This window comes from Arthrobacter sp. JB02-1C (assembly GCF_057748045.1).
In genome coordinates this window covers 1,045,721-1,062,658 of record NZ_CM173235.1, presented here as the reverse complement: position 1 = coordinate 1,062,658, position 16,938 = coordinate 1,045,721, and the positions used below count along the sequence as shown (strand labels likewise).

The window sequence follows — 16,938 nt, the reverse complement described above, 5'->3', positions numbered from 1 at the left end:
TGGCTGCGCGGCGGCAGGGGGTCCGCGCGCCCGCTAGGGTGGTTCCGTGCCAGTTTCCGCCCCGTATCCCGCAACGCTGACGTCCCCGGCAGGCCGGCGTCGGGAGATCCTGCGGCTGGCCGTTCCGGCCTTCGGGGCGCTCATTGCCGAACCACTGTTCCTGCTTGCCGACTCGGCGATCGTCGGACACCTGGGCGTGGACCAGCTCGCCGGCGTCGGCCTCGCCTCCGCGGTCTTGCACACGGCGGTGGGGCTGATGGTGTTTCTGGCCTACTCCACCACCCCCGCCGTGGCGCGGGCGATCGGCCACGGCCAGCTGCCCAAGGCGCTGGCAGCCGGCCGGGACGGCGTCTGGCTGGCCCTGCTGTTGGGTCTGCTCCTGGCGGCGGCCGGATTCTTCGCCGCCGAACCACTCCTGCACCTGATGGGCGCCCGGGGCGAGGTGCAGACCTTCGCGGTGGACTACCTGCGGTGGTCCATGCCGGGGCTCGTGGCCATGCTGCTCATTTTCGCCGGCACCGGCGTGCTGCGCGGGTTACAGGACACCCGGACCCCGCTGGCAGTGGCCGCCGCCGGCTTTACGGTCAACATCGTGCTCAACCTCGCCCTGGTCTACGGGTTCCGGCTTTCCGTCGCCGGGTCGGCCCTGGGCACCAGCATCGCCCAATGGGCCATGGCGCTGGTCTATGTCGTGATGGTGCAGCGCAATGCCCGCCGGCACGGCGTCGCCCTTCGGCCGGACTGGCGGGGCATCCGCGCGCTGGCCAGGGTTGGCTCCTGGTTGATGCTGCGGACGCTGAGCCTGCGGATCGCGATTCTGGCCACCGTCCTGGTGGTGACCGCCCAGGGGCCGGTCAACCTCGCGGCGCACCAACTGGCGATGACCGTGTTCACGTTCCTGGCGTTCGCGCTGGATGCCCTTGCCATCGCCGCGCAGGCCCTGATCGGCAAGGAGCTCGGCGCCGCCCGGCCGGCCGCGGCCCGTGAGCTCACCGGCACGATGGTCCGCTGGGGCCTGGGGTTTGGACTGCTCACCGGAATCCTGCTCGCTGCCGCCGCGCCCTGGGTCGGGCTGCTCTTCACCGCCGACGACGGCGTCCGGTCCGCGCTTGCCTTCGCCCTCTGGATGCTGGCGGCGGGCCAGCCCATTGCAGGCTATGTCTTCGTCCTCGACGGCGTGCTGATCGGCGCCGGGGACGCGAAGTATCTGGCGGTCGCCGGCGTCGTAAATCTCGCCGTTTACCTGCCCCTGCTGGTGTGGGTCCGGCTCTCCGGCGCCGGGGACGGGGCCGGCGCGCTGCTGTGGGTCTGGGCGGCGTTCTCGCTCGGCTACATGCTGGCACGCGCGGTGACCCTCGGGCTGCGGGCGCGGACCGACCGCTGGATGCTGCTTGGTGCCCGGTGACCGCGGCACACTCCTGACCCGCACCTACTAAACTGGTCTGGTGACTCTTCCCGCAGCCCCGCACGCCCCCGCCCTGCCTGCCGCCACTGACGTGTGGAAGCCGGTGCTGGGCCGCGCCGCCGTCGCCCTCGTTTTCGGCGCCGTCACGGTGTTCTGGGCCGCCCCGCCGGAACAGGGGATGGGCTGGGTTGGAGGCCTCTATCTGCTGGCCACGGGGCTGGTGCTGCTCTGGGGCATCAAGCGCACCGGGCTCCGGCACGGGAGCGCCGGCGCTAAGGTGCAGGCTGCTGCCGGGGCCGTACTCACCGGAACCGGTGCCGCCGTCGGCCTGCTCACCGGCAGCCTGGTGTTTGGCACCATCGGTGCGCTGGGCCTTGGCTTGGCCGGCGCCGCCGAGCTCCTCCTCGGGGTGACTGCCCGCCGCCGCTCGGTCCTGGCCCGGGACTGGCTCGCGTCAGGGGTGATCGGGCTCGGCACCGCGGTTGCGCTGCCATTCTTCATCGACCTCGGCCCGCACGCGCTGCTGGGCGTCGCCGGCGGAGGCGCAATCCTCAGCGGGGTGCTCTGGACCCTGGCCGGCCTCACCCTGCGGCACGATGCACAGCGTCCTTCGACGGAGGCCGTAAACTAGTAGGGACAGGTTCTACCCGGCGTAGAACAATTGCGGTATCACGGCCGCCACGCCCCGCGGGCGCTGGCGTCAGGAGGAAAGCACCTTGGCAGAGCAGAAATCAGGAGAACGCCGCTCGTTGCGGACCTCGGTCAAGGGCCCGCTCATGTTTTCCGCCTTCTGGGCGGCGTTGGCGTTCGTTGCCATCCTGATCTTCGCCTCCGGCGGGAGCGCCAAGACGCCCCGGTTCGACCTGGCCTTCACCGGTGCCGGCATCGCCTTCATTGTCACCCTGGTGCTGGCGGCCATGCTATCGATGAGCTACAAGGACAATGCCGAGCACCTCGGCAAGGGCTCCGGCGTGAACCTGAGTTCCCGCCGGCCGGCGCCCTCCCCGGGCGGCCGCACCCCGGAGCCGGGCGCCGACGCCGAAACCCCCGAGGGGTAGGAGCCCGCACCGCCGGCGCGCATGCCGCGGATGCGCGCATCCGCCGCCGGCGGGCATCCGCCGGTCAGGACGCTGCTTTGCGGGCCCGGTAGGCCGCCACATGGGCGCGGTTGGCGCAGTTTCCGGTATCGCAGAAGCGCTTGGACCGGTTCCGGCTCAGATCCAGGACCGCCGCGTCGCAGTCGGCGGCCGCGCAGACCAGCATCCGGTCCATCTCCTTGCTCCGGATGACATCCGCCAGCCCCATCGCCGCCTCGGTACTCATGCGGTCCGCCAGCGGCGCGTCGGGGCTGGTCGCGTGCAGATGCCAGTCCCAGCCGTCGTGCTTCATCAACTGCGGCAGCGCCCGGGCTTCGCGCAGCAGGCGGTTGACAGTCTCCACCGCGGAATCCTCGTCCGCCAGCCAGAGTGCGGCGAGCCGGGAACGCAGCCGGTGGACGCCGGCCAGTTCCGCAGCATTCCGTGTCCGGGAGCCGCTGAAGCCCTCGGCTGCCAGGAAGCGGTCCAGGTCCTCGACCGTGGACAGTTGCTCCGCGCCGTTGGCGGCGGTATTGATGAGGTTGACCGCCGAGCGCAGCGCAATCTCCGTGTCAGGGGCAAAAACCATCTTGACTCCTTACCTCACGCGGGCGTACCGTCATGACCATAACCCTATTTTACTCCTGACAGGAGATTGTCCATGTCTGCTGCCCGCCGCACCGCCGGGGCTTCGGCCGCCGACGCCCGCGCCCGAGTCGCCCCGCCGATGCCAGCCGCGGCAGGATTCCTGGCCTCCGGGCTGGGGGTCGCGCTGTTTTCCTCCGCCGTCTTCGGCCTGTCCGGCTCCTTCGCCAAAGCACTCCTGGAAACCGGCTGGACCCCGGGCGCGGCGGTCACTGCGCGGCTGACCGGCGCGGCGCTCGTGCTGGCCGTTCCGGCGGTGGCCGCGCTCCGTGGCCGGTGGCACCAGCTGCGGGACAACTGGCTCACCGTGGTGTTGTTCGGCGTGATCGGGGTCGCTGCCTGCCAGCTGTTCTACTTCAATGCGGTCGCCCGGCTCTCTGTCGGTGTGGCGCTGCTGCTGGAGTACCTCGCGCCGGTGTTGATCGTGCTTTGGCTCTGGGCCGCCAGCCGCCGTCGACCGCGGCGGCTCACCGTTTCGGGGACGCTGCTCTCGCTGGCAGGCCTGGTGCTGGTGCTGGACCTCACCGGCGCGGTGAAGGTCGACGTCGTCGGCGTGCTGTGGGGGATTGCGGCCGCCGTCTGCCTGGCGATCTACTTTTTCATCACGGCCAGGGAGAATGACACCCTGCCACCGCTCGTACTGGCCTCGGGAGGGCTGCTGGTGGGGGCGCTGGTCATGTGGCTGGCGGCGGCGACGGGACTGCTGCCGATGGCGGCCAGCACGGCCGACACCCGGCTGGGGCCCTGGGTTACCCCGTGGTGGGTGGCGCTGGGCGGCCTGGTCATCCTGGCCACCGTGCTGGCCTACGTTTCGGGCATCGTGGCCGCACGGGCGCTGGGCTCCAAAGTGGCCTCGTTCGTCTCGCTGACCGAGGTGCTGTTCGCCGTGATCTGGGCCTGGCTGCTCCTTGGCGAGCTGCCGGGACCCGTCCAACTCCTGGGCGGTGTCCTGATCGTTGGCGGCGTCGTGCTGGTCCGCTGGGATGAACTCCGCGGGCCCGCCCCGCTAGGCCCGGCACTCGACCACGCCAACGACGTCGAACCGGTCCCCTAGAGGCCGCCCCGCGGCTGACCCCTCCCACCGGCGGCGGGGGCGTTACCGGCCGAAGCTGCGCAGCCGCAGTGAGTTGGCCACCACCAGCACCGAACTGGCCGCCATCGCCGCCCCGGCGATCATCGGATTAAGCAGCCCCAGCGCCGCCACCGGAATTCCGACGGCGTTGTAAAAGAAGGCCCAGAAAAGGTTGGTCTTGATCGTGGCCAGGGTGCGCCGGGACAGCTCGATTGCCTGCGCAACCTGGCCCAGGCTGTCCCCCATGACGGTCAGGTCGGCGGCTTCAATGGCGACGTCCGTGCCCGAGCCCATCGCAATGCCCAGGTCTGCCTGGGCGAGGGCCGCGGCGTCGTTCACGCCGTCGCCGGCCATCGCCACCGTGGCACCCCGGGCCTGAAGCGCCCGGACCGTTTCCACCTTGCCCGCCGGCAGCACGCCGGCGAAGACGTCCCCGGGGTCGATGCCGACGGCCGCGGCCACCTGGCCGGCGACGGCGGCGTTGTCCCCGGTCAGCAGGACCGGCCGCAAACCCAGCTCCCGGAAGCGGGAAATGGCGGCGGCGGAGCCGGCCTTCACGGTATCGCGGAGGCTGATGATGCCGGCCGGCTCGCCGTCCACGGCCAGCCAGATGGCGGTGGCGCCGGCCTCCTCGGCGTCGGTCAGCGCCGCCCGCTGCGCGCTGGAAAAGGCCACGCCGTTATCCTCCAGCCAGCCCGCGCGGCCAGCCGTGAGGGCGCGGCCGTCAACGCTGCCGCGGACACCGCCGCCGGGAGCGGAGTGGAAACCGACGACCGCGGGCAGCCGGCCGCCGCCCGTCTCCTCCGCGCTCTGGGCCGCCGCGGCGATGGCCCTGGCGATGGGATGTTCGGAGGCCGCCTCGGCGGCACCGGCGAGCCTGAGGACCTCGGCCTCGGTGAAGGGCGCGAAGGCCCGGACCCCGGTGACGGCCAGCCGGCCTGTGGTTACGGTGCCGGTCTTGTCCAGCAGGATGGTGTCCACGGTGCGGGTGTCTTCGAGGACCTGCGGCCCCCGGATCAGGATGCCCAGCTGTGCACCGCGCCCGGTGCCGGTCAGCAGCCCCACCGGCGTGGCCAGGCCGAGGGCACAGGGGCAGGCGATGACGAGGACCGCCACGGCGGCCGTGAAGGCGCTGCGGAGCTCGGCGTCGCCGATGGCCGGCCCTGACGCCACCAGCCAGCCGCCGAAGGTGGCCACCGCGATGCCCAGTACCACCGGCACGAAGACGGCGCTGATCCGGTCCGCGAGCCGTGCGATTGGGGCCTTGCCGGATTGGGCCTGCGCTACCAGCCGGCCCATCTGCGCCAGCGTGGTCTCGGCGCCGACCCGGGTGGCGTGGACCAGGAGCCGGCCGGAGGTATTGATCGTGGCCCCCGTGACCGCGCTGCCGGGGCCCACTTCCACGGGAACCGATTCACCGGTCACCAGGGACGCGTCGACGGCGGAGGAGCCGTCCGTGACGACGCCGTCGGTGGCGATCTTCTCGCCGGGGCGGACCACGACGACGTCCCCGGCCCGGAGCCGGTCCGCCGGCACCTTGAATTCGAGGCCGTCCCGCAGCACGGTGGCGTCCTTGGCGCCCAGGTCCAGCAGGGTCCGCAGTGCGTCGCCGGCCTTCTGCTTGGCCCCGGCCTCGAGGTAGCGGCCCAGCAGCAGGAAAGTGGTGACGACGGCGGCGACTTCGAAGTACAGGCCCCCGGAACCCATGGCCTCCATGCCCGGGTCCTCGGTCAGCCGCGGATCCACCACCAGTTGCCAGGCCGAGAACAGGTAGGCGGCACTTACGCCGATGGAGACGAGGGTGTCCATGGTGGAGGCCAGGTGGCGGGCGTTGACCGCCGCGGCCCGGTGGAACGGCCAGGCAGCCCACGTGACGACCGGCAGTGCCAGCACGGCGGCGACCCAGCCCCAGTGCGGGAACTGGGCGGCGGGGAGCATCGACATCAGGAACACCGGGACGGTGAGGATGGCCGCGGCCAGCAGCCGGGTCCGGAGCGCGGCCGCCGGCTTCCCGGCGGGTGCCTCGGCGCGGGGCTGTTCCTGCGGCGGCCGCACCGTGGCCTTATAGCCGGCGGCGTTCACGGTGGCGGTGATCTGCTCATCGGTGATGCCCACCGGCACGCTGACCCGGGCGGATTCCAGCGGGAGGTTGACGAGGGCGTGCACGCCGTCGAGCTTTCCGAGCTTGCGTTCCACCCGGCCCACGCAGGAGGCGCAGGTCATCCCCTCAATGTCCAGTTCGACTACCCGGCCGCCGGTGCGCTGCGCCGGTTGTGCGTCGTTCACGTGGATTCTCCTCGGTCGGTCTCGGCTCGCTGCTCAGGCTTCGTTCGCCACGACCAGGTAGCCGGCCTCGGCCACCGCTTCGCCGATGTCGGCGGCGGAGAGGGCTGCGGCGGAGGTGATCGTGACGGTGGAAACACCGCCGGCGTTAAGGTCGACGTCGACGCTTTCGACGCCGGCCAGGGCCTCCAGTTCCTCGGAAACGGCGGATACGCAGTGTCCGCAGGTCATGCCGGATACCTCGATAACGGTGGAAACGGTGCTCATTCGTGACTCCTTGGGGCGCTGTGATGCTGGCTGGCCAGCGTGGTGGGGTGACGGGTGGGAAGGCCGCTACCGGAGCAGGCGGCCGATGGCATCGGTGGCTTCCTTGACCTTGGCATCGATCGCTTCGGCCCGGCGTTCCGGATCGGGTTCCGCCGCCGCGCCGACCACGCAGTGGCCGATGTGTTCTTCGACCAGTCCGAGGCTGACCGCGTGCAGGGCCTTGGTAGCCGCCGCGACCTGGGTGAGGATGTCGATGCAGTACTTGTCCTCATCGACCATGCGGGCAATACCGCGGACCTGTCCTTCGATCCGCCGGAGCCGCTTGAGGTACGCATCCTTGTTCCCGGCGTAACCGTGCTGCTGCGGAACCGCTTCACCCGCGGCGGCGAGGCCGTGGGGCGTTTCGGGGGAGGGGGCCGTGCCCGCCGGTGCAGACTCGTTCATGGCCCCACAATATACCCCTTGGGGGTATGTGGCAACAGCCGCAGCAGCAGCGGTGCCCCGGCAGCCGCGGCACTTCTACGTTGCCCGCAAATTAAAGAGCTCCGGAGTGCGTTATTGGGGGATACGCACTCCGGAGCAGCTATGGGGTAGGGAACTTTCCCCTACCTGAACAACGATACGGGGGGAGGGCGGGGTTGTGCCAGTGCCCCGAATAACTACTTTTGGTTTACTTTTAGCAAGGGCGGGCGCCGGACCAATCGTTGATTGTGTGCGGAAAACCATTGCGGGGGCCCGGCCGCGGTGGTTGCATGTAGGGCATGGCTAATGCGGAGAGTTACATCCTGGCAATCGGCACGAAAAAGGGCCTCTGGTTGGCCAGCAGCCCGGACCGGCGGGAATGGTCCCTGTCCGGCCCCCACTTCCTGATGAGCGAGATTCCCAGCATCGCGATCGATACCCGCGGCGGCCGGACCCGGATCCTGGTCGGCGTCCGATCCGAACACTGGGGTCCCACCGTTTTCCACTCGGACGACCTCGGACAAACCTGGACCGAGCCCGACAACGGCGCCATCCGGTTCCCGGCGGAAGCCGACGCGGCACTGGAGCGCGTCTGGCAGATCTACCCCGACGCCGAGTCCCGCCCCGGCGTCGTCTGGGCCGGCTGCGAACCAATCTCGGTGTGGAAATCGACCGACGGCGGGGAGCACTTCGAGCTGAACCGCGGCCTGTGGGACCATCCCCACCGCAGTGAATGGGGTGCCGGCTACGGCGGCGCGGCCGCCCACTCCATCGTGGTGCACCCGGACGGCGACCGGGTGCACGTGGCGATGAGCACCGGCGGGGTCTACCGCTCGCTCGACGGCGGCACCTCCTGGGAACCGCGCAACAAGGGCATCTCGGCCCGCTTCAATCCCGACCCGTACCCCGAATTCGGCCAGTGCGTGCACAAGATCGCCGCCGACGCCGCCGTCGACGGCCGCCTCTACGCCCAGAACCACCACGGTGTCTACCGCAGCGACGACGATGCCGAAAGCTGGGAATCGATCGCTGAGGGGTTGCCGGCGGATTTCGGCTTCGTCATGCTGACGCACCCGCGCCGGGCCGGGACGGCGTGGGTGATCCCGCTGAAGGCCGACGGCGAGCGGATCCCGCCGGACGGAAAACTCGCGGTACACCGGACCGACGACGCCGGTGCGAGCTGGAAACGGCTTGACGCCGGGCTGCCGGGCGCCGAGTTCAACGTTGTGCTGCGTGATGCGGCCTGCGTCGACGGGGCCGAACCCGCCGGCGTGTACTTCGGCACCCGCGGCGGCAGCGTCTACGCCAGCGCCGACGAGGGGGAGCACTTCACCGAGGTCGCCTCGCACCTGCCCGACGTCCTGTGCGTCCGGGCGGCAGCGGTCAGCGGCACCCAGCCGTCCGGGGCGCCGGACGCTGCCGCCACGGTGTCCGCGTGAGGCCTGGCGGTGCCTGAAATCAGCGTGGTCCTGCCCAGTGTCCTGGCGCCGCTGGCCGGGGGACAGTCCATCCTGTCCGCGCCCGCGGAGGCTCCCGTGACGGTGCGGTGGCTGCTGGACGCGGTGACCGGGGACCTGCCTGCACTCTCCCGGCGGCTCCGGGACGAGACCGGCGCCGTCCGCCGCTACGTGAACATCTACGTCAGCGGCAACGAAATCCGCCGCCTGCAGGGCCTCGGCACCGAAGTCGCGCCGGGCCAGGAAGTCCTGATCATCCAGTCCGTCGCCGGCGGCTGAGGGCCCCGGCCGGCCGCCGCCAGAATCGTTGACAATTTCGTCAGCGATCCGTAGCGTCGGTTTCGGGCGGTCCTCCGGGTTGAGGCCGCGTGATTCCTTGCAATGGTGCGACGGGAGGTACGCCGGTGGCCGCAGGCCTGAGCCTCAAGGACGTGAGCCTGCACTTTGGCGGGGTAAAGGTACTGCAGGAGGTCAGCTTCGACGTCGACCCGGGCGTCATCTTCGGCCTGGTGGGACCCAACGGTGCGGGCAAGACCTCCCTCTTCAACTGCATCAGCGGCCACTACAAGCCCAGCTCGGGCTCGATCACGATCAACGGCACCGAAGTGCTGGGCAGCGCACCATCCCGCCTGGCCCGGCTCGGGCTGGCGCGCACCTTCCAGCATCCCGCCCTGCGGCTGAACGCCACCGTCCTGGACAACGTCCTGCTCGGCGGCCACACCCGGCTCCCCGGCGGCCCCGTGGCCTGGGCGCTGCGGCTGCCGAACACCACCCGCGCCGAGCAGGCCATCCGCGCGGAAGCCCTCGACCTCCTTGACCGGGCCGGCCTGGGCTGGGCCGCCGACGTCCCCGCGAATGAGCTCTCGCACGGACTGCACAAAGGGATCGAGCTGTGGCGCGCCATGCTGTCGCAGCCGTCGCTGCTGTTGCTCGATGAGCCGGCGGCGGGGCTGTCGCACGGCGAGGTGGAACACCTCATCAAAACGGTGCGGGGCATCCGCGCCGAGCAGGACACCACAGTGGTCATCGTCGAGCACCACATGGGGCTCATCTCCGCCCTCACCGACCAGGTCGTCGTCCTTGACCACGGACGCAAACTCATGGCGGGGACCGCGGCCGAGGCCCAGTCCGATCCGCGGGTGATCGAGGCCTACATCGGGAAGGACGCGGCCGATGACGTTGCTTGAGCTCGCCGGCGTGACCGCTTCCTACGGCCCCGTCCGGGTGATCCACGGGGTCTCGCTCAGTGTGCCCGAGGGCGGCTCCGTCGGCATCCTCGGGGCGAACGGTGCCGGCAAGACGACCACGCTGCGCGCCATCAGCGGGACGGTGCGCACCGGCGGCCGGATTGCCTTCCAGGGCCGGGACATCCGCGGCCTCCGCCCGGACCAGGTCGCCGCCCTCGGGATCGCCCACGTTCCGGAGGGCCGGGGCACGCTGGGACAACTGAGCGTCCGTGAAAACCTGCTGGTGGGCGCCTACCTGCGCAAAGGCCGCCGCGCAATCGCGGCGGACATGGACTACTGCCTGGACCTGTTTCCGCAGCTCAAGGAGCGGATCGGCGCACGGGCGGCGGCGTTGTCCGGCGGCGAGCAGCAGATGCTCGCCGTCGGCCGGGCGTTCATGGCCAAGCCCAGGCTGTTGCTGCTTGACGAAGCGTCGCTGGGGCTCGCGCCGAGCACCGCCAAGTCCGTATACGACGCGATCCGCCGGCTGCGGCGCGAGTCAGGCATTGCCATGGTGGTCGTCGAGCAGAATGCCCCACTCGCCTTTTCGCTCGTCGACACGGCCACCGTGCTGGAAACCGGCCGCAGCGTGCTGACCGGAACATCCGCCGAGCTCAACGGCATGGACGAGATCCGCCGCGCCTACTTGGGGGGTTGAGCCTCATGGGAACCTTTATCCAGCTCGTGGTGGACGGCCTCGCGACCGGATCCATCTACGCCGCCCTTGCCCTCGCCATCGTGCTGGTGAACCAGGCGACGGGCCTGATCAACTTTGCCCAGGGCGGACTCGCGGTGCTTTCCGCCTACGTCGCCTACGCCTTCGTCCAGCTCGGACTGCCGCTGATCGCCGGGATCATCCTCGCGGTCCTCATCTCGTTCGTCATCGGTGCGCTGGTCGAACGGTTCCTGGTCCGCCGCTTCGAACGCGGGGACCCGGACACCGCCGTCGTGGTGACCATCGGGCTCCTGACCCTGGTCACCGGCGTCTGCGCCATCGTCTGGAGCTACAACAACCTCGGCTTCCCGTCGCTGTTCCCGCTCAGCAGCGTCAACATCCTCGGCGCGGTGGTGAGCATCCGGTCGCTGGCCACCACGCTGAGCATCATCGTCATCATGGTGGTGCTGCAACTGCTGTTCCTTCGCACCAAACTCGGACTCGCGCTCCGCGCGGTGGCCGACAGTCCGGCATCCGCGGCGTTGTCCGGGCTGCCGGTGGGCCGGCTGCTGATGGTCGGCTGGGGTCTGGCCGCAGCCCTGGGCGCCATCGCCGGCGTCCTCGTCGCCCCGCAGCTGACCCTGACACCGGGCATGCTGGACACGGCCCTGGTCTACGCCCTGGCCGCGGTCATCCTCGGCGGCCTCGACAGTCCCGTCGGGTGTGTGGTCGCAGCCTCGGCGATCGGCGTCCTGGAAAACCTCGTCTCGGTCTACGTCCCCCTGATCGGCCACGATCTGAAGATCGCCGTACCGTTTGCCCTGATCTTCGTCATCCTCATCCTCCGTCCGCAGGGGCTGTTCGGCCGGAAAGTTGTGGTGCGGGTCTGATGGGCAGCCCAGTGCGGGCCACCCGCCAGAGCGCGGGGCGCGCCGGAGTCCGGGGTTGGAGCCCCGGACGGATCGTCCTGCTCGTCGTCGTCGCCCTTGCGCTGGTCGTTGCGCCGCTCGTCCTGCCGGCGTTCGCCAACCAGACACTGATCCGGATAGGCGTCTATGCGGTCGCGGTGCTGGGACTGAACATCGTCATGGGCTACACGGGGCAGGTCAACCTCGGACAGATCTTCTTCGTCGGCCTGGGTGCCTACGCCGCCGCCTACGGGGTCAAACAGGGCTGGAACATCGTCCTGGTCTTTGTCCTGGCCTGTGTCATCGCCGGCCTCGTCGGGCTGCTCGTGGCACTGGCTGCTGCCCGGCTCGGCGGCCTCGCGATCGCCATGGTCACCATCGCCCTGCCAATCGTCGGGGTGCCGCTGGCCAAACGGCTCGACGAGTTCACCGGCGGCTCGCAGGGCATCTCGGCCCGCTTCACCGACGCCCCCGACTGGTCCGGCCTCTACAACGACCAGTGGCAGTTCTACCTCATCCTGCTCGTGACCGCGGCGGCGTTCCTGCTGGGCCGCAACCTGGTCCGCGGCAAGTACGGCCGCGCGTTCGGGGTGGTCCGGGAGAACGAGGCAGTCGCCGCCTCCATGGGCGTCTCGCCGTACCGCACCAAGGTCCTCGCGTTCACGGTTGCCTCGGTCTTCGGCGGCGCCAGCGGGTTCCTGTATCTGGCAGCCGTGCAGTACACCTCACCGGAAACCCTGAGTTTTGGCCATTCCATCACGCTGCTCGCGGCGATGGTTATCGGCGGCGCCGGAAGTATCGCGGGCTCGCTCATCGGCGGGGCCTACTACGTCCTGGTCCCGCTGCTGACCAACGCGATCGACCCGAGCTTTACCACCGCAAGCCAGGGCGCAATCCTCCTGTTGGTGCTGTTCGTGCTGCCCGAGGGCCTGGTCAGCCTGCCCCGCGTGGTGCGCCGGCTCGGCCGCGGGCACACCGGCCGCCCCGCCGCCGGCGGCCACACGCCGGCCGGCCCCGTGCACCCTCCGGTTCCGGAAGCCGCTACCGGGAGACTCGAAAAATCAGAGAGGCAGGATCGATCATGAAGGTCAGGAAAAAGTCAGGCGGGGTCCTTGGCGTCGTCGCGATGGCATCCATCGTGGCGCTCTCCCTCTCGGGGTGCAGCCGGGACGGTGCCGGCCAGGGCGGCGGATCAAGTTCGTCGCCCGGCATCACGGACTCCTCCATCACGCTTGGGATCACCACCCCGCTCAGCGGTGCCACGGCCGGGCCGGGAACCTGCACGGTAGCAGGCGTGACGGCCTACTTCGGGGCACTGAACGCCGCAGGCGGAGCGAAGTTCGGGGACGGCAAGACCCGCACGGTGAACATCAAGACCTACGACGACGGGTACGATCCGCAGAAATCACTGGCAAACTTCCAGCAGATGGTCTCCGACAACGTCTTTGCCGCCACGGCCGGCCTGGGCACCCCCACCAACCGGGCGTTCCGCGAAGCAGCCATCAGCCAGAAGGTTCCCCAGGTGCTCGTGATGACCGGTGACCCGCTGTTCAGTGACCGCAAGCAAAGCCCCTGGCAGCTCGGGTTCGTGCCGATCTATCAGAACGAGGGAGCCGCGTTCGGCAAGTTGCTGGCCGCCTCCAAGGGCCAGCACAAGGTCGCGATCCTGTCCCAGAACGATGACTACGGCAAGGGCTACGTCCAGGGCTTCAAGGACGCGGTCAAGGGATCGTCGAACATCTCGGTCGTCGGGGAACAAACCTACGAGGCCACGGACACGTCGGTGGATGCACAGCTGACCCAGCTGGCGTCGTCGGGCGCCGATGTCTTCTTCAACGCCATGTCAATCACCCCGCTGACCATCGCCTCGCTCCAGAAGGCCCAGCAGATCGGCTGGAAGCCCAGCTGGTTCCTGCCGTCCAACACCTCCAGCCCCACCGCGATCCTCGAGCCCGGCGGCGGCGCCGCCTATCCCGGAATCTACTCGGTGTCCTTCGCCAAGGCGCCGCAGAGCCCGACGTTCGCCAAGGACCCGGACGTGGTGAAGTTCCTCGCCGACCTCAAGCAGTACGGCAAGTACCCGGACATGCCGGCTTTCCCGCACTGCATGTGGAGCTACATGGTGGGCGCCACGCTGGAACAGGCGTTCAAGAGCATGAACGCGCCGACGCGGGACAGTTTCATGACGGCCCTGCGGAACATCAAGGGCCTGCAGGCGCCGCTGATGCTCTCCGGAACGTCGGTGGACACCACGGTTGACGGGCAGCCGGCAGTATCGTCCGTCCTCGTCCAGAAGTACAACGGCAAGGGCTACGCGACGGTGGAGAACTTCGGGTAGCCGGGCGGCAGGCGCGGCCCGGTACCCCACCGGGCCGCGCCCGGCCGCTGTGGCCGGAGGGCGCTAGGCGTTCGCGGCGTTGGCCGGAGACCACACGCCCCCGGAAGCCTCCAGCTCGTCGATCAGCGCGAGCCCGCGCTGCGCCCACGCGATCTCCACGCGGGCACGGTCCACCAGCCCCTCGTAGGTGAAGCGCTTGAACGCGATGGTTCGTTCCCGGTCCGCCGGGGAGGTGACGGCCAGGCGCCGCACCAGCATGGGGTTCGCGATCTCTGCGATGCGCAGCAGCTCGGATTCCCACTGGGCGCGTTCGGCCTCCCACTGGGCGCCGTGCCGACGGAAGAACTCGCGGGCGGCCTGCGGCGACGCCGCTTCGAGGTACGCGGCGCGCAGATGGGCGGGGTCGCGGACGCGGGCATACTCGAGCGGGGTCTGCATCCAGGCCAGGAAGTCCGCCTCCCCGGCGTCCGTGACGTGGTAGAGCCTCCGGGTGGCGCGCTGGCCCCGGGGCTGCTCTTCGCCTTCGATGAGGTGCTCGGCCTCCATTTTGCGCAGTTCGGGGTAGATCTGGGAGTCAGGGGCGTGCCACACGTGCCCCACCGAGGCCGAGAACTGCTTTTGCAGGTCGTAGCCGGAGAGCGGGCCGACGCGCAGCAACGCAAGCAGTGCGTAGCGGAGGCTCATGCGGAGATCCTTTGGGCGGAGGGGAGGCTCAAGGGGGCGGTGCACCGCCCCTTGACCCGGAGTTCCCAGCCTAGGCGGGCTGGTAGTTTGTCCGCCACCCGCCGTGGTAACTTGCCCGGGCGACGGTGGAGTAGGGCACCGGACTGACCACCGCGCGCACCTCGGTCTGCACGTGCGGTTCGACGGCGGCCTTGGCGGTACCGCCGTTTGGCTCGCCCCACACCACCTTCAGTTCCGTGCCCTCCGGGACGCGCGGGTCGATCGTGGCCAGCGACAGGGCCCGGCGCTCGTTGGCGCTGTACCCGGTGAACATCGAGTAGCCAACGACCGTTCCGTCGGCGTCGACCACGGAGTCATAGTTGGCCGAGCCGTAGTTGGCCAGCGGAAGGTCGAAGAACTTATAGCTCGGGCCGTCAACGTTGAACAGCGACGCGTAGATTGCGGTGACGTCCTCGGCGTCCCAGGCCAGGGTGACCTTCTTGCGCTGGGACTCCTTGTCCATCCGTTCCAGGGCGTCGCGGCCGATGAAGTCATGGTCGAACTTCACGAACGAACCGTAGCCGAGCTCCCAGGGCGTCAGGTAGTAGTCCTCGATGTTCTCGGACACGAAGGATCCGGCCAGGGTGGCGGTGGCCTCGTAGCCGTCTGCGGGAAGCCATTCCCGGTAACCGCGCTCGGCCTGGCCGGTGTAAATCGCGGGCAGCGGGGAGGGGATCCAACCTGATTCAAGGGTGTTTGACGGATAGGCGCGGGACCCGACCGGGACGAGTCCGAACTCCGCGCCGGCCGCGACGATCGCATCGCGGATGCGGTCATGGTCGGCGTAGGGACCCCAGACCTCCAGCCCGGGCGCACCGGCCATCCCGTGGCGCAGGGTGCGGACCGTGGTGCCGTCGATGGTCATGGTGGACATGTTGAAAAACTTCAGCTGCTCCAGCGGGCCGCCGTTGAGCTTTTCGATCACCTGCCAGGCGTTCGGGCCCTGGATCTGGAAACGGTAGTACTGCCGGGTCACCGGGTGGCCGTAGGGGCGCGAGGGTGAACGGCGGTCGACGGTGATGTCCAGGTTGCGGTAGCCGCCGGTCTCGCCGTGGTACTGCAGCCAGTTGGCGGCCGGGGAACGCCCGACATAGACGTACTCGTCCTCCGCTTCGCGGAACAGGATGCCGTCACCGATGACGTGCCCGGACTCCGTGGTCGGCACGTACTGCTTGGCCTTGTTGACGGGGAACACTTCGGTGGAGTTGATCGCCGTCGAGGAAATCAGCTTGATCGCGTCCGGGCCTTTCATGAACAGGTTGTCCATATGGTGGGACTGGTCGTAGAGGACAGCGCTCTGGCGCCAGGCGGTCTGTTCCTTGATCCAGTTCTGGAAGTCGGCCGGGACCACCGGGTAGATGTACGAGCCGATCTGCGAATTGCGCAGCAGATCGACTGTGCCGCGGGACGCGTCGAGGACTTCCTGCAGATTCTTAGGTGCCACGATGAAACCTCTCGTTCGGGATGGGATGTTTCCGGTTTGGATGTGTTGTTCAGCCCTGGTCGGCGACGAACTGCCGGACCCAGTCCGCGGTCGCGAGCAAACCGCCGAAGGTGTAAAAGTGCAGCCCGACGCGGCCGCCGGTGTGCGGCTGCCGGCCGGCAGTGTGCTGTGCCAGCACGGCGGCAAGGTCGTTGACGAACCGGTCCGGACCGGCGTCGCCCATCAGGTTGGTGAGCGAGAAGCCGTACTTTTTCACGATCATGGCGCTGGCGCCGACGCCGAACCGGCGGGCGAAGCCGAGCAGGCGTTTGATGCCGGCGGGTCCGGGCGTCCCGACGCGGACCGGAGCGTTGATTCCGGCGGCCCGGATCGCGTCGATCCAGTCCGCCACGGGGTCGGTGTCGAACGCGAACTGCGTCAGGATGACGGCGTCCAGGTCCTGCTCGGCGAGGGCGGCGGTCTTGTCCGCCAAGGCACGGGACAGCACGTCCTTCGGGATGTCCGGGTGCCCCTCCGGGTAGCCGCCGATGCCGACTTCGCGCACTCCGAACTGCTGCAGGAGGCCGCTGCGGATCACCGAGAGGGAATCCTCGTACGGTCCTTCCGGCATGGCGGGGTCGCCGCCGACCGCAAAGATGTGCTCCGAGGCGCCGACCTGCTGCAGGCGGTCGAGGAACTCCTCAAGCTGCTGCCGGGACTGCAGGCGGCGGGCGGAAAGGTGCGGAACCGGAACGAACCCGGAATCCCGCACGGCTTTGGCGGCCGCCACCCGCATCTCCAGGTCCTCGTTGCCGAGGAAGGTGACGTTGATCCGCGTGCCCGGAGGGATATGGGGCTGCGCCTCGGCCAGCGCGGGAATGTCCTTGCCGGTCATCTCAAGGGAAAAGCCACGGATGAGTTCCAGCGATGCTGCCCGGTTGGTCGCGGGCGTGCTTCGAGTCGCCATCGGGAGTCCTTTCGGCAGGTGCCACGGTGCG

The 16,938-nt window shown here is 69.4% G+C and carries 18 protein-coding genes; 11 read left to right on the top strand and 7 right to left on the bottom strand.

The window, feature by feature from the left end; translation table 11 throughout:
* Positions 1-46: 46 nt before the first annotated feature.
* From AC3ANP_RS04970 to AC3ANP_RS04960, 3 genes are all read left to right on the top strand, one after another.
* On the top strand, positions 47-1,405 hold the full coding sequence (locus AC3ANP_RS04970; protein WP_488332233.1) for an MATE family efflux transporter: 1,359 nt from the start codon (positions 47-49) through the stop codon (positions 1,403-1,405).
* 40 nt (positions 1,406-1,445) lie between these two features.
* Entirely contained in the window at positions 1,446-2,036 is a 591-nt protein-coding gene (locus AC3ANP_RS04965) for a hypothetical protein (RefSeq protein WP_488332232.1), read from the top strand.
* Positions 2,037-2,121: 85 nt separating this feature from the next.
* Positions 2,122-2,463, top strand: coding sequence for a hypothetical protein (locus AC3ANP_RS04960; protein ID WP_488332231.1), 342 nt, complete (start codon positions 2,122-2,124; stop codon positions 2,461-2,463).
* Between the two features lie 64 nt (positions 2,464-2,527).
* On the opposite strand, the gene AC3ANP_RS04955 is transcribed toward AC3ANP_RS04960, so the two are convergent.
* Positions 2,528-3,070 (bottom strand): CGNR zinc finger domain-containing protein, encoded by a 543-nt coding sequence (locus tag AC3ANP_RS04955; RefSeq protein ID WP_488332230.1) that lies wholly within the window; start codon positions 3,068-3,070, stop codon positions 2,528-2,530.
* 138 nt (positions 3,071-3,208) lie between these two features.
* On the opposite strand from AC3ANP_RS04955, the gene AC3ANP_RS04950 reads away from it, so the two are divergent.
* Positions 3,209-4,180 carry an EamA family transporter gene (locus tag AC3ANP_RS04950; RefSeq protein ID WP_488332977.1) on the top strand — a complete coding sequence of 324 codons (972 nt, stop codon included), beginning with the start codon at positions 3,209-3,211 and terminating at the stop codon, positions 4,178-4,180.
* Between the two features lie 42 nt (positions 4,181-4,222).
* Here the strand turns inward: AC3ANP_RS04950 and AC3ANP_RS04945 are convergent, their stop codons facing one another.
* The 3 genes from AC3ANP_RS04945 to AC3ANP_RS04935 all read right to left on the bottom strand — a co-directional run bounded on the left by AC3ANP_RS04945 (position 4,223) and on the right by AC3ANP_RS04935 (position 7,192).
* The gene (locus AC3ANP_RS04945) at positions 4,223-6,421 is read right to left on the bottom strand and encodes a heavy metal translocating P-type ATPase (protein ID WP_488332976.1); all 2,199 of its coding nucleotides are present in this window, start codon (positions 6,419-6,421) and stop codon (positions 4,223-4,225) included.
* Positions 6,422-6,517: 96 nt separating this feature from the next.
* Positions 6,518-6,748 (bottom strand): heavy-metal-associated domain-containing protein, encoded by a 231-nt coding sequence (locus AC3ANP_RS04940; protein WP_488332229.1) that lies wholly within the window; start codon positions 6,746-6,748, stop codon positions 6,518-6,520.
* Positions 6,749-6,814: 66 nt separating this feature from the next.
* The gene (locus AC3ANP_RS04935) at positions 6,815-7,192 is read right to left on the bottom strand and encodes a metal-sensitive transcriptional regulator (protein WP_488332228.1); all 378 of its coding nucleotides are present in this window, start codon (positions 7,190-7,192) and stop codon (positions 6,815-6,817) included.
* 317 nt (positions 7,193-7,509) lie between these two features.
* Here AC3ANP_RS04935 and AC3ANP_RS04930 point away from each other — a divergent pair, with 317 nt between their 5' ends.
* From AC3ANP_RS04930 to AC3ANP_RS04900, 7 genes are all read left to right on the top strand, one after another.
* The gene (locus tag AC3ANP_RS04930) at positions 7,510-8,649 is read left to right on the top strand and encodes a WD40/YVTN/BNR-like repeat-containing protein (protein WP_488332227.1); all 1,140 of its coding nucleotides are present in this window, start codon (positions 7,510-7,512) and stop codon (positions 8,647-8,649) included.
* A gap of 9 nt (positions 8,650-8,658) precedes the next feature.
* Positions 8,659-8,946: a MoaD/ThiS family protein gene (locus AC3ANP_RS04925; protein WP_488332226.1), complete on the top strand. Its 288-nt coding sequence runs from the start codon at positions 8,659-8,661 to the stop codon at positions 8,944-8,946.
* Between the two features lie 152 nt (positions 8,947-9,098).
* Positions 9,099-9,854: an ABC transporter ATP-binding protein gene (locus AC3ANP_RS04920; protein WP_488332225.1), complete on the top strand. Its 756-nt coding sequence runs from the start codon at positions 9,099-9,101 to the stop codon at positions 9,852-9,854.
* Positions 9,841-10,551 (top strand): ABC transporter ATP-binding protein, encoded by a 711-nt coding sequence (locus tag AC3ANP_RS04915; RefSeq protein ID WP_488332224.1) that lies wholly within the window; start codon positions 9,841-9,843, stop codon positions 10,549-10,551. The genes AC3ANP_RS04920 and AC3ANP_RS04915 overlap by 14 nt, the downstream gene beginning before the upstream one ends.
* Positions 10,552-10,556: 5 nt before the next feature.
* Positions 10,557-11,438, top strand: a complete 882-nt coding sequence (locus tag AC3ANP_RS04910; RefSeq protein WP_488332223.1) for a branched-chain amino acid ABC transporter permease — start codon at positions 10,557-10,559, stop codon at positions 11,436-11,438.
* A complete protein-coding gene (locus AC3ANP_RS04905) occupies positions 11,438-12,541 on the top strand; it encodes a branched-chain amino acid ABC transporter permease (RefSeq protein WP_488332222.1) in 1,104 nt (367 codons plus the stop codon). Before AC3ANP_RS04910 ends, AC3ANP_RS04905 begins: the two co-directional genes overlap by 1 nt.
* Positions 12,538-13,794, top strand: coding sequence for an ABC transporter substrate-binding protein (locus AC3ANP_RS04900; protein WP_488332221.1), 1,257 nt, complete (start codon positions 12,538-12,540; stop codon positions 13,792-13,794). Before AC3ANP_RS04905 ends, AC3ANP_RS04900 begins: the two co-directional genes overlap by 4 nt.
* Positions 13,795-13,857: 63 nt before the next feature.
* Here AC3ANP_RS04900 and AC3ANP_RS04895 read toward each other — a convergent pair whose 3' ends face one another.
* The 3 genes from AC3ANP_RS04895 to AC3ANP_RS04885 form a co-directional block, all read right to left on the bottom strand.
* Positions 13,858-14,478, bottom strand: a complete 621-nt coding sequence (locus AC3ANP_RS04895; RefSeq protein WP_488332220.1) for a PadR family transcriptional regulator — start codon at positions 14,476-14,478, stop codon at positions 13,858-13,860.
* 70 nt (positions 14,479-14,548) lie between these two features.
* Positions 14,549-15,961 (bottom strand): vanillate/3-O-methylgallate O-demethylase, encoded by a 1,413-nt coding sequence (gene ligM, locus AC3ANP_RS04890; RefSeq protein ID WP_488332219.1) that lies wholly within the window; start codon positions 15,959-15,961, stop codon positions 14,549-14,551.
* A gap of 49 nt (positions 15,962-16,010) precedes the next feature.
* Positions 16,011-16,907: a methylenetetrahydrofolate reductase gene (locus AC3ANP_RS04885; RefSeq protein WP_488332218.1), complete on the bottom strand. Its 897-nt coding sequence runs from the start codon at positions 16,905-16,907 to the stop codon at positions 16,011-16,013.
* Positions 16,908-16,938 lie beyond the last annotated feature (31 nt).

What these genes read in the sequence shown, in the direction of transcription:
- AC3ANP_RS04955 (WP_488332230.1), bottom strand. Translation starts at nt 3,070, where the DNA reads ATGGTTTTTGCCCCTGACACGGAGATTGCGCTGCGCTCGGCGGTCAAC.
- AC3ANP_RS04950 (WP_488332977.1), top strand. Translation starts at nt 3,209, where the DNA reads ATGCCAGCCGCGGCAGGATTCCTGGCCTCCGGGCTGGGGGTCGCGCTG.
- AC3ANP_RS04945 (WP_488332976.1), bottom strand. Translation starts at nt 6,421, where the DNA reads ATGACCTGCGCCTCCTGCGTGGGCCGGGTGGAACGCAAGCTCGGAAAG.
- AC3ANP_RS04940 (WP_488332229.1), bottom strand. Translation starts at nt 6,748, where the DNA reads ATGAGCACCGTTTCCACCGTTATCGAGGTATCCGGCATGACCTGCGGA.
- AC3ANP_RS04935 (WP_488332228.1), bottom strand. Translation starts at nt 7,192, where the DNA reads ATGAACGAGTCTGCACCGGCGGGCACGGCCCCCTCCCCCGAAACGCCC.
- AC3ANP_RS04930 (WP_488332227.1), top strand. Translation starts at nt 7,510, where the DNA reads ATGGCTAATGCGGAGAGTTACATCCTGGCAATCGGCACGAAAAAGGGC.
- AC3ANP_RS04915 (WP_488332224.1), top strand. Translation starts at nt 9,841, where the DNA reads ATGACGTTGCTTGAGCTCGCCGGCGTGACCGCTTCCTACGGCCCCGTC.
- AC3ANP_RS04910 (WP_488332223.1), top strand. Translation starts at nt 10,557, where the DNA reads ATGGGAACCTTTATCCAGCTCGTGGTGGACGGCCTCGCGACCGGATCC.
- AC3ANP_RS04905 (WP_488332222.1), top strand. Translation starts at nt 11,438, where the DNA reads ATGGGCAGCCCAGTGCGGGCCACCCGCCAGAGCGCGGGGCGCGCCGGA.
- AC3ANP_RS04900 (WP_488332221.1), top strand. Translation starts at nt 12,538, where the DNA reads ATGAAGGTCAGGAAAAAGTCAGGCGGGGTCCTTGGCGTCGTCGCGATG.
- AC3ANP_RS04895 (WP_488332220.1), bottom strand. Translation starts at nt 14,478, where the DNA reads ATGAGCCTCCGCTACGCACTGCTTGCGTTGCTGCGCGTCGGCCCGCTC.
- AC3ANP_RS04885 (WP_488332218.1), bottom strand. Translation starts at nt 16,907, where the DNA reads ATGGCGACTCGAAGCACGCCCGCGACCAACCGGGCAGCATCGCTGGAA.